Source organism: Lentzea tibetensis, from assembly GCF_007845675.1.
Taxonomy (GTDB): Bacteria; Actinomycetota; Actinomycetes; order Mycobacteriales; family Pseudonocardiaceae; genus Lentzea; species Lentzea tibetensis.
In genome coordinates, this window is the sequence record NZ_VOBR01000068.1 from 1 (window position 1) to 10618 (window position 10618).

Annotated in this window: 11 protein-coding genes and 1 pseudogene; 6 read left to right on the forward strand and 6 right to left on the reverse strand. The window is 65.3% G+C overall.

From position 1 onward, the window contains the following. Positions 1-98 precede the first annotated feature (98 nt). The 3 genes from FKR81_RS42665 to FKR81_RS42675 all read right to left on the reverse strand — a co-directional run bounded on the left by FKR81_RS42665 (position 99) and on the right by FKR81_RS42675 (position 2017). Complete coding sequence (locus FKR81_RS42665; protein WP_146361255.1) at positions 99-1181, reverse strand: MBL fold metallo-hydrolase; 1083 nt, start codon at positions 1179-1181, stop codon at positions 99-101. A gap of 87 nt (positions 1182-1268) precedes the next feature. Continuing rightward, the gene (locus FKR81_RS42670; protein ID WP_146361257.1) at positions 1269-1742 is read right to left on the reverse strand and encodes a cupin domain-containing protein; all 474 of its coding nucleotides are present in this window, start codon (positions 1740-1742) and stop codon (positions 1269-1271) included. A gap of 20 nt (positions 1743-1762) precedes the next feature. Further along, complete coding sequence (locus FKR81_RS42675; protein ID WP_146361259.1) at positions 1763-2017, reverse strand: hypothetical protein; 255 nt, start codon at positions 2015-2017, stop codon at positions 1763-1765. Positions 2018-2135: 118 nt separating this feature from the next. Between FKR81_RS42675 and FKR81_RS42680 the strand changes: the two genes are divergently transcribed. The 4 genes from FKR81_RS42680 (at position 2136) to lexA (ending at position 7002) form a co-directional block, all read left to right on the forward strand. Next, positions 2136-2684: a CGNR zinc finger domain-containing protein gene (locus FKR81_RS42680; RefSeq protein ID WP_146361261.1), complete on the forward strand. Its 549-nt coding sequence runs from the start codon at positions 2136-2138 to the stop codon at positions 2682-2684. Between the two features lie 1493 nt (positions 2685-4177). Continuing rightward, positions 4178-5512, forward strand: coding sequence for a HEPN domain-containing protein (locus tag FKR81_RS42685; protein WP_146361262.1), 1335 nt, complete (start codon positions 4178-4180; stop codon positions 5510-5512). Between the two features lie 348 nt (positions 5513-5860). Continuing rightward, entirely contained in the window at positions 5861-6142 is a 282-nt protein-coding gene (locus FKR81_RS42690; RefSeq protein WP_146361264.1) for a hypothetical protein, read from the forward strand. 110 nt (positions 6143-6252) lie between these two features. Then, positions 6253-7002 carry a transcriptional repressor LexA gene (gene lexA, locus FKR81_RS42695; protein WP_146361272.1) on the forward strand — a complete coding sequence of 250 codons (750 nt, stop codon included), beginning with the start codon at positions 6253-6255 and terminating at the stop codon, positions 7000-7002. Between the two features lie 718 nt (positions 7003-7720). Here lexA and FKR81_RS42700 read toward each other — a convergent pair. The 3 genes from FKR81_RS42700 to FKR81_RS44715 are packed head-to-tail and all read right to left on the reverse strand — an operon-like array spanning position 7721 to position 8855. After that, on the reverse strand, positions 7721-8275 hold the full coding sequence (locus FKR81_RS42700; RefSeq protein ID WP_186763515.1) for an IS3 family transposase: 555 nt from the start codon (positions 8273-8275) through the stop codon (positions 7721-7723). An 8-nt stretch (positions 8276-8283) separates the two neighbouring features. Then, the gene (locus FKR81_RS44215) at positions 8284-8634 is read right to left on the reverse strand and encodes an IS3 family transposase (protein WP_186763516.1); all 351 of its coding nucleotides are present in this window, start codon (positions 8632-8634) and stop codon (positions 8284-8286) included. Beyond that, complete coding sequence (locus tag FKR81_RS44715) at positions 8634-8855, reverse strand: hypothetical protein (protein WP_222598617.1); 222 nt, start codon at positions 8853-8855, stop codon at positions 8634-8636. The genes FKR81_RS44215 and FKR81_RS44715 overlap by 1 nt, the downstream gene beginning before the upstream one ends. Before the next feature lie 57 nt (positions 8856-8912). Between FKR81_RS44715 and FKR81_RS42710 the strand changes: the two genes are divergently transcribed. Continuing rightward, positions 8913-10105 (forward strand): IS3 family transposase gene (locus FKR81_RS42710; protein WP_146361268.1). Its coding sequence is split into 2 segments (ribosomal slippage): positions 8913-9198 and positions 9198-10105, totalling 1194 coding nucleotides; the frame shifts between segments, so codons are not numbered across the junction. A gap of 184 nt (positions 10106-10289) precedes the next feature. Further along, positions 10290-10618: pseudogene (locus FKR81_RS46185) on the forward strand (hypothetical protein); the annotation flags it as partial.

A 10618-nucleotide genomic window follows, 5' to 3' on the forward strand; every position in this document is an offset into this window, starting at 1 on the left:
CGAGTGCGGCGGCGCGCCTCCGGCGGCTCTACTCCCTCCACGCTTTGCGGGCCCCGCGGTGGCCACCAACCGGTGGCCACCGCACTGCTGTTCTGACGTCACGGGTGGATGGTGCCGCCACCGGGCGAGTCGACCCCTAAGTCGAGCCGCAGCGACATGACCATGGCCATTGCGTGGGAGGGCGCGAAGACGTCCACCGCCGCGAGCTTGCCCGCGTACTTGGCGACCACCGAGTCCAGGGTCACCCTGGCGGTGGCCTTGAGGTACTCGTTCATGGTCGCCCACATGTTCCCGTCGACCGCCGCGTACCGCATGTAGAACGGCGTGAAATCCACACCGGCGAGTGCCGCCCGCGCGCTGGTTTCCAGATCGTGCACGTATCCCCGTTGCAGTTCGGCGTCCGCGCGCACGCCGAGGCGGCCCTTGTGGCCACCGACGAGGGTCTTCCACGGGTACTTGAGCACGGTGTCGTGCGCGCGCACCCACGCCGGGACGTCCTCCGCGACGGCGAGATCGAGGAACGGGGTCCAGCCTGGGAACACCACGTCGACCACCATCAGGGTTTCCTGGTTCGGCGCCCAGATGAAGATGTTGTCCGGCGAGTGGTTCGGGCCGTGGTAGCGCAGTTCCAGCCGTTCGCCACCGACTTCGAGGATGTACTGGTCGTCGAACGTGACGGTCGGCAGCGGGCGGCGAGGATCGCGCAACGCCTTGAGCAGGCGACGGGTTTCGGTGTGCGCGATGCGCTCGGCCTTCGGAAACAGGCCGGCGCCACCGATGTGGTCGGCGTGGAAGTGCGAGTACACGAGATGCGTGACGCGGTTCGGCCTGCCGTTGGCGCGGGTCACCTCGTCGATGGCGCGCTGCAGGTTGCCGCCGATGCTGGGCGGCGCGTCGACCAGCACGACACCCGTCCTCGTGGTGAGGAACATGCACTGGAAGTTCGAGTCGGTGATCCAGTAGAGATTCCCCTTGATCCGGCCGACGTAGTAGCCCAGCTCGTTGACGTTCGGGCCGTGCGCGCCCGCCGGGACCGGCAGGTAGTCGGGCAGTCCGTCGTCCGTGGCGGCCAGGGCCGCCCGTGCGAGCGGGCCGCCGAGCAGGGCGGGCATCGCGGCGCCGACCGCCGTGTATTGCAGGAGCTTGCGGCGCGCGATGCCTCGGGGGTCTTCGTCAGTCATGGCTTACATCCCTCAATGTAATAGTCTTTTATATTTTGCCACTTACACACAGGGCAGCAAACGACCCAGCGCGCAAGGGCGCCGGTTCTACTCGGGCGCGATCACGTTCCCCAACTGCTTGCTGAGTGCGAGCATTTCCGGGGTGAAGCGGTCCAACCCCCACGGCTCCGGGTGCTGCCCGAGCACCGGGTCGTCGCCGTGCTCGAGGAAGAACCGCTCCTGCCCGCCAGGGGTGAACAGGAACGCCATTCTCGCCGTCAGCGTCGAGAGGTTCTTGAACCGGTGCCGGACACCTCGGGGGACGAAAACGAAGTCGCCGGCGGACGCGACGAAGGTCTTGTCACCGCCGATGAACTCCAGTTGGCCGTCGAGCAGGTAGAACGCCTCGTCGTTGAGGTTGTGGACGTGCGCAATCGGCCCGGCTCCGGGAGGAACGACGGCGACCGCGAACCCAAGCGATCCGTTCGTCTGCTCCGCCGTGGCCTTGATCGTGCAGGTATCCCCCGAGACCCATTTCGCGGACCCCTCGGCCAAGGGAACGTGCAGTGCCGTCCTTGACACAGCGGACCTCCGTTGTCGATCTAGAGTTCGGCCACTTCGGTGAGTTCGAACCTCAGCAGGCCTTCGCGGACCAGCGGCAGGCGTGCGAGCTGTTCGACGGCCTGCTCCACGCTGTCCGCCTCCACGAGGCTGACGACACCTCCGCCGAAAACTCGTTTGAAGACCGCTTTGACGGTGCCTTGGGCGCGGAGTTGCTCCAGCACCGCACCCTCGTCGGCCAGGAACGGGCCGAACCTCTCCGGATGTACGTCGGTTCCCGATGCGATGAAGTGCACGACTGCTCCCAGACTGTTGTAAGCGTCATTTTCATGAAGACACTTACAGCCTGACCGACGTGGCGCGAGATGTAAAGGGCTTCTTTGGTTTGCCCATGTCGACACGTAGTCTGTCCGGGTGAGCAACGACGTCCCGCCCGGCGCAGCGGCGATCATCGCGCTGCTCAACTCGCGCGCCCACACGATCCACCCCGAAGCGCTCGACACCCCGGAGTCAGCCAGCGCGGCGCTCGACCGGCTCGGCCTCGCCGGCAGCAACGCTTCCGAAGATCAACTCGCCGAGTTGCGAGCACTGCGGTCAGCGCTGATGGCGATCCTGACCGCCGAGCACGACAGCAAGGACCCAGCCCCGTTCTGGGCGGAGTTCACCGCGCGCACCTCGGCGATCACCTTCCAGCACGACTTCTCGACGTCCACCCGAGTGGATCTGCGGCAGGTCACCGGAGATCCGATCGGGGGCCGGATCGCACGCCTGGTCGCCGACCTGATCGACTCCGGCCAGTGGAGCAGGCTGCGGGTGTGCGCCAACGACGACTGCCGATCGGTGTTCTACGACACCACCCGCAGCCGCACCCAGCGCTGGCACTCCTACGAGATCTGCGGCAACAAGCGCAACGTCGCGGCCCACCGTGCACGAACCCGCGGCGCCACAACGAGCATCACGTGAACACGACCCATTCCAGCTCCATCCGGACCAGCAGGAGCTCCGATCGGGTGCGCTGCCCGGAGCTCGAACCCAGGCCTGTCGGCACACACGATCACGCACGACTCTTCAGGCGTGTCCGGGTTTCGGCGCGGTTCTTCATTGAACTCGGCGCGTATTGGAACAGGAACACCCAGATGACGCGAGCACGGATCGGTTGTTCGTCGCGTCGAACGACCGCAGCGGGACGGCTCGCTGAGCGCATACGGACTGAACGAGATCGTGGAGAACGCCTGCTGGCGAGCCAGACCAATCTCACCAAATCACCGTCCGGCTGAGCCGAGGGACCAATCTATTGTGAGTGATCCGGCGGAGAGTGTTCACCCGAGGAGCTCACCAGCAACGCGTGAACCCGCGCGCGCCGATCGATCTGCAGGGGCTCGCGTCCCACGGCCTGCGGAGCCGACAGTTTCAGCCTCCTTGGCGATTGAGCTGCGATGCCGTTGGCGCACATTGAATTCTCCCAATTGGCTCCCACTTCGACACCGTCGATCGTCCAAAGAGGACCGTCGCAAGCTCGCGCAGCATGCCCTCGAACTCATATTCGGCCAGGCAGAGTGTGCGGCCGGGCAGAGCACGCAACGCCCGTGCGGGAACCGACCACCGTTGGACTGGTGGCATCGACGAATCGCCGACACGCCTCGCCTTCCAGCACTGCCTTGCGTAGCGTCGCTGCGGAGTCAAGTGATCGAAATGATTCTCAGTATCGTAACCTGCGAGTTCGCCAGAGGCGGCGCGCGAACTACGTGCAGGAATGCAGCCCGGCTTCTACTCGTCAAGATCGAAAACGCTGCCCCCTTGACTGCGAGTCAAGGAGTCTATGAGCGGCATGCTCGCCCTCGCGGAGCCGGACGAGAGCACAAAAAGAGGGCCTCCACAGCGTCTGAGCTGCGAAGACCCTCTTGGCCGTCGGGACGACAGGATTTGAACCTGCGACCCCTTGACCCCCAGATACGGGTTCACAGCCCGCTGACCTGCTAAAACAGGTACGTTGGACGCATTTGAGCGCACTTGACGGCGAGTCAAGTGTGTTAGTGGTTTTGTAGAACCGCTGAAGATCCACTCCTTCCCGCCCAATGCCGACATCTGGAAAGCTGCGATCTAGATCATCCGAGGGTCTTGAAACGCGCACGGACCTGGCCGCATAGGAGGAACGACACGACCGCAGCGGCCAACGCTGGCACCAGAAAGGCGAGGGCTCAAGCGGTGCTGACGTAGGAGCTACGCCCGGCTCGCCCGGTGGGCGTGAGGTGATCGTTGGCGACGCAGAGGCCGCCATCGGGGCGCACGACGCGGGAGGTTACGTCGAACATGGCGGCTTAGCGAAGGAGAGGTCGATGACGCAGTTGAAGATCACGACTTCAATGATGTTGCCGGGCAACGGAATGGCTTCGATACTGGTCGCTCCGACCCTTAAGCCGTGGCGAGCCGCGTTATCCCGGCACTAGCCTGTCATTGTGACTCCCGAACACCAGAGCCTCATTACAGCCCTGGTCGGTTTCATCACGGACGCGAAGCGATCGGCGGTCGACCATCCTGATCTCCCCGACCGCGCGGCCGCCGACCTTCTGGCGGAACTTCCTGCGAGCACCGCCGTACGCGAAGCCGCCGACGCTGCCGCCCGCGCCAACAAGTACCTCGACGACGACCAACACGCGGGACGCTTGTTCGATGGAAGCGCGCTGTACGGGCTCGGTATCGCGGCCCTTCTCCGGTCCAGCCATGAGTTCGACGCTCAAGTCCTGGCAGGGCAGCTCGCGTCCTACTTGGCCGGACCACCGGAACAAGTGTGGCGGTACTTCGTCCTGAACCTCGATTGGGACCTGCCGAGGCCGGTCGACCTCAGCAGCTGGAGACTCTCCCGTCCAGACGCTGGCACCTGGAAGAGTCTCCGGCCGGTTTCGCTGGCCGCAGACTTCGCACCGACACCGGTGTGGGACCCACTTCTTGAATTCGGCCAGCACGTTCTGGTGACGGTCCCCGACCCAGAACCTCTGCCCCTACGTGGTTTTCGGGTCCTGTGGTTCTCGCGCGGCCCTTCTGCGAAATTGGCCTGGGAGCCGCTGCTAGCGTTCAACCTCTGGTCGAACGATCCTGTCGAAGTGGTCGCCGAGCACGTCGTCGAGCCCGGCAGACAGGTCGATAAGCGACACTCTTCAGTGCCGTCCAACTACATCGGACCGGAGGGTGAGTACAAAGTTCCGTTGCTCGGCCCCCTTCACGTTGATGACAGGCGCAGTGAGCAGCTGATCCGCTTCTTGACCGAGATCACCGCACGCCTCCAACAGTCGACGCTGAACGAGAAGTTCCGCAAGCGGATTCAGAGGTGCGCGATCCGATTCCTGGCCACCGGCGACAAGGTCGGGTACGACTCCGACGTCACGTTCCCGGATGATGAACCGCAGGTCGTGCTCGACTACGTGACGGCGCTAGAAAACCTCCTGTCCGGCGAGGATGAATCGCACGGGGACCTTGCGCGCAAAACAGCACAGCGGGCGGCCGTGCTGATCGGCAAGGACGACGAAGATCGTCTCGCTGTCCTACGGCACGTCGAGGACGCCTACAAGGTTCGCAGCAAGATCGCGCACGGAGACGAGCCGAACGACGAGAAGCTGGCCAAGTCCGCAGCAACCATGCGTCCTATCATCCGGCGAGCACTCATCACCGCCATCGTGCTCAGTGACCCGAAACTCGCGACAGTGTGCGACGAAGCCCTTCTCTCCCAACGGATCCTCCGGGAGAAGATCCTCGCCCCAATGGCAGAGTTCCGATCGTCGCTCAACTCACCTTGACTCCCGCTGAGGCCAGCGCCGGACCGGACCTTACGCGGATGGCCGACGCGCTACACGTCAGCACCCGCGACTTACACGACCTTTCTGGCGCCGGTCTTGTGCGACGCCTCATCTACTGGCGCGATGTACTGCACGAGGGAACGGTTCCCGCCGTGGAACCAGTAGGACTAGGTTGCGCCGATCCGGGCGATCTCTGCACCAAAGGCCACCCCTGACCGTCGCGCCGTGCGTACCATTCGCGAGTCCCGGCCGCAGTGCAGGAAGGTGTGCGTGAATCCTTGGTTGCCAGTCGCCGCAGCCCTCATCGTCGCTGCCTGCACGGCCGGGGGTGCGGTTCTGGGTGCTCGGATGAACGCGAGAGCCGGAGATCGCGCAACCGAACAACGTGAAGCGCAAGGCCGCCGGGAAGAGTGGTCAAAGCGCTTCTTCGAGGTGCTGACCTACGTCGTCGACGAATCCTCGCGCAAGCGGGCGGTGGGGTTCGAGGTCATGACCGCACTGGCTGAATCGGAGCTCGCGGGCCCGGAGGAGCTGAAGTTGTTGGACGCCCTCACCGACCGCGTGCTCAATCCTCTCCTGAAAGAGCTCGAGCAGGAGCTTCCCGCTGACGAAAGGCGAGGCACCGTATGACCGTGCCGCTGAACCCGACCGCCGAGCAGGTGGCGGCCGCCCGCCTGCGTGTCGTGCTCGATAGGCGGGCCGGCAGGCCTACGCCGCCCATCATCACCGCGCTGGCAGAGATGGACATCGATGCACTCTCGCAGGCCAGCGCAAAGCCCGCCGTCTCGGCGGCCGAACCGCGCGGCACGGGGAACCAACGCACGGCAGCGTTGCGGGTGCGTGTCACGAGCGATGAAGACACAGAAGGTCTCACGCTGCGTCAGCGCAAGGTCCTCAACGTCATCCGCGACTGGATCGACCAGTACGGCTACCCGCCGAGCGTGCGAGAGATCGGCGAGGCAGTAGGCCTGACATCGACCTCCTCGGTCGCGTATCAGTTGCGCGCGTTGGAGCGAAAGGGCTTCCTGCGGCGCGACCCCAGCCGGCCGCGGGCAGTCGGCATGGTGCCCACCGAGACCGAGGGGGACTTCGACCCGCTGGCCGAGCCCAAGCCCGCGTACGTGCCCGTGCTGGGCAGCGTCGCCGCCAGCGGGCAGATCGTGTCGGAGGAGTCGATCGACGACGAGGTGCCGTTGCCGCGTGAAATCGTCGGTGAAGGCGAGCTGTTCATGCTGAGGATGGTCGGTGACTCAATGGCCACATCGATCGAGGACGGTGACTGGGTCGTCGTCCGCACTCAAGCCACCGCCGACAACGGCGAGATCATCGTCGCGTTGATCGACAGCGAGGCGACAGTGAGAACCCTCAAGCACAAAGACGATCACGTGTGGCTGCTGCCGCAAAACGATGCCTACGAGCCGATCAACGGTGACAACGCGACGATTCTCGGCAAGGTGGTGACGGTGTTGCGGAGTCTGCTGACCGCCTAATTTAGAGGCTCGCGTGGGCGCGACTCGCGTCAGCGGCAGGGCGGAGGGAACGCCGTTCCAGGAAGAAACCGTTGCCAGGTGGGGGGCGGTCATCCGCTCGTGCCGCAGGTCGCATACGTGGCTCGCGGTCGCCAGAGTGTGGCCATCAGGGTGAAACCGCAGGTTGCGACGGAGCAGCTGACTGCCATTCAGCGCAGTCTAGAACCGTTGCCGCGCATTGGGTCCTCCCAATTGACTCCCACTGCCTTGCCTCTGGGTAGGACGGAGCGCAGGACGCGGCATCGCCGCGCTCAAGGCCTGGGTCAGCGCATACCCGCGTGCACTGACCCGTACAGCCGCTGCGAACGGCTACTACCATCCGAACCTACCTAGTGCGTAGCCCGCAGCTTGGCCACGAACATAGCCCTTTCCAATGTTTCTGAGACGCTGCTGAGCAGGCCGCTTGGTCAGCGCTTTGCTCACCGAGATGTAGTTCCGCTTGTCGCCGAACCAGCGGACGGCCTTAGCCTTCTTCAATCCGATTGCGCTTACACCAGCAGCCACTGCTCCCTTACCTATTGCCCCTGCCCAACCATTGCCCTGCTGGCGAGCCTTCGATGTCGCGGCCAATCCCGCGATGCCAGCAGCCGCAACTCCTACAGCGAGGCATCCTCCTGCCGTAGCCGCGACACACGCCGCCTGAGGTTCACCCCAAACGGTGGACAGGGGCTTAAGAAGTTCAGGCAGCTGCTCGGAGTGACTTCTCATAGTCGCTGGGACTGCGCATCCCGAGCTTGGAGTGCCGCCGCGTACTGTTGTAGAACTCGATCCACTTGTCAACTGCGGCAACGAGTTCCGTCTTGGTGGCGTAGACGTGCCGGTAGTAGTGCTCGTGTTTGAACGTGGACCAGAACGACTCCGCGGGGCTGTTGTCCCAGCAGATCCCGGTCGCGCCCATCGACCGGCGCAGCCCGTGCCGGAAGCACGCCTGCGCGGTCAGGTTCGCCGTGTACTCGCCGCCGCGGTCGGAATGCAGGACTGTGCCACGACATTCACCACCGCGGGCGGCCACGGCCGTCTCGATCGCGGTGGTGACCATCCCGGCGCCGATGTGGTCGGCGACGCTGTAGCCGAGCACCCTGCGCGAGTGCCCGTCCCGGATCGCACACAGAAACATTTCGCCCTCACCACAGGTCAGGTACGTGATGTCGGTGAGCCACACGGCGTTCAGGCGGCCCTGGTCGAACTCGCGCTCGACGAGATCCGGCGGGAACGATGCCGCGGGGTCGACCACGGTCGTTCTTACCTTGAACGTGCGGGGCTGATGCCCTCGATTCCGATACCGGCCATGACCTTGGCGACAGTCTTGGCGCTGACCACCTCGCCCTGATCCCGCAACTCTGCGGCGACCCGCGGCGACCCGTAGGTGCCGCCAGAATCCTTGTGCGCCTGGGTGATCTTCACCTCCAGGTCCGCGCGGCGCTGCTGACGCGGCGTCAACACCGTTGCCGCACAACGCTTCACGTAGGCGTAGTAGCCGGAGGCGGACACCGTCAGCAGTCGCGCCATGCGCCGGACCGCGAAGCGTTCACCCTTGATCACGCTGGTGCCGACCACGCCGGCGATGTCGTCGAGGCCGGCGTACTTGGCCATCAGAGCGAACCGGGCCGGTTCTTCTGCATCGCGGCAAAGTACGCCGAAGCTTTTACCAGGAACGCGTTGTCCTTCTCCAGCTCGGCGACCTGCCTGCGCAACCGCAGCAACTCGTCCCGCTCGGCCGCCTCCAGCGGGTTCTCCCCGTGGGACTCGGCGGCGGCGATCCGGCGCCGCTCGTCTTTGACCCAGACGCTCAACATCCCCGCCCTCAGCAGCATCCTGAGCGTCTTGCGAACGCTCCGCTTCGGCTTCTTGAGCGACGGTCTCTCCGGCGGGTGGTAACACAGCCGGAGTTCAAGGCCGAGGCGGTCGCGCTGTACCGGTCCCGTCCGGGCGCGACGATCAAGTCCGTGGCCGATGATCTCGGGATCAACTCCGAGACGCTGCGCAACTGGATCAGGCTCGACGACAGGCAGCGCACCGGATCACAGACCACCACCCCCGCGACCGTGTCGCCCTCGAGCGCGCCGGAGGACGAGAACGCCGCGCTGCGCAAGCGGATCCGTGAGTTGGAGGAGGAACGCGACATCCTGCGCAAGGCGGCAAAGTATTTCGCCGGGGAGACGCGCTGGTGAACCGCTTCCAGTTCGTCGCCGACCACCAGCGCCGTCACGGCGTCAAGCGGTTGTGCCAGGTCATCGGGATCGCCCGGTCCAGCTACTACCACTGGCGCGCCACCGCGGCGGCTCGGGCCACCCGAGCCGCCGCCGACGCCCGCCTGGCGGCCCGCATCCGCACCGTCCACCGCGACTCCGCCGGCACCTACGGTGTCCCGCGGATCACCGCCGAGCTGCGCGACGCCGGACACGTGGTCAACCACAAGCGCGTCGCCCGCGTCATGCGCGGGATCGGCCTGGCAGGACTGCGGCTGCGCCGCCGGCACCGCACCACCACGGCCGACTCGGCAGCGGCCAAGGCACCCGACCTGCTCAGGCGGGACTTCACCGCCGAGACGCCGAACACCCGCTACGTCGGCGACATCACCTACCTGCCCATCGCCGACGGCACGTTCCGCTACCTCGCGACCGTCATGGACCTGTGCTCACGCCGCCTGGTCGGCTGGGCCATCGCCGACCACATGCGCACCGAACTGGTCATCGACGCCCTGCCCGCCGCCCGGCGCACCAGGGGCAGCCTGGCCGGAGCGATCTTCCACAGCGACCACGGAGCCCAATACAGCGCTCGGGCCTTCGCCGACGCCTGCCGCGCCGTCGGAGTGATCCAGTCCATGGGTGCCGTCGGCAGCTCGGCCGACAACGCCGCCGCCGAAAGCCTCAACGCATCCTTCAAACGCGAAACCCTCCAAGGCACCCAAAACTGGGACAGTGAAAGGGAAGCACGGCTGGCAGCCTTCGGCTCGCTGCACCGCTACACCCGACGACGCCACTCCCACCTCGGCCAGACGTCCCCGATCGACTACGAGAACAGCCTCACCCCGACACCAGCTACGCTCACCCACGCCGCATAACCCCGTGTCCAACATCCGGGGTCAAGGCTCCTGAGCCTTTTTCATCCTGGGCTGGATGCGTTGGTAGGCAAGGCTTCTTGTGGGGTAACAGGTTGATGAGCACCGGCGTGTCCACGCCTGGATGTGGCGAAGCCCCTGGTAGCAGAGCTTTCGACCAAGATCGTTCTGCCGGACCCAGGGCTTCACGTGTTGTTCTACGTTCACCGGCCGGTTCACCGCGCCCGTGTTCACCGCCTTCCTCGACCGCATGGCACGCCACGCCGGCCGGCATCCGGTGCACCGGAGCAAGGCCGTTCGCGCCTGGTTGGAGGCCAACGACGACGGTGTCGAGCTACACCTGATGCCCGGCTACAGCGATGTAGTAACTCCACGAGTCCAGGGATGGGCCGACTGTCACGTTGCAGCGCGTTTCCTCGGCGATCATCGGCGGCGTTTTGTTCTGGCGACTTGTCGAGTTCGATCCGGTCGCGACCCTGCTGGCCGCGAAGAGCATGAGCGCCGGCTCTCGGTATT

Coding starts and splice junctions, on each gene's coding strand:
- FKR81_RS44215 (WP_186763516.1), bottom strand. CDS start 8,634: ATGGCCAAGTACGCCGGCCTCGACGACATCGCCGGCGTGGTCGGCACC.
- FKR81_RS42665 (WP_146361255.1), bottom strand. CDS start 1,181: ATGACTGACGAAGACCCCCGAGGCATCGCGCGCCGCAAGCTCCTGCAA.
- FKR81_RS44715 (WP_222598617.1), bottom strand. CDS start 8,855: ATGCTGCTGAGGGCGGGGATGTTGAGCGTCTGGGTCAAAGACGAGCGG.
- lexA (WP_146361272.1), top strand. CDS start 6,253: ATGGACATCGATGCACTCTCGCAGGCCAGCGCAAAGCCCGCCGTCTCG.
- FKR81_RS42690 (WP_146361264.1), top strand. CDS start 5,861: ATGAACGCGAGAGCCGGAGATCGCGCAACCGAACAACGTGAAGCGCAA.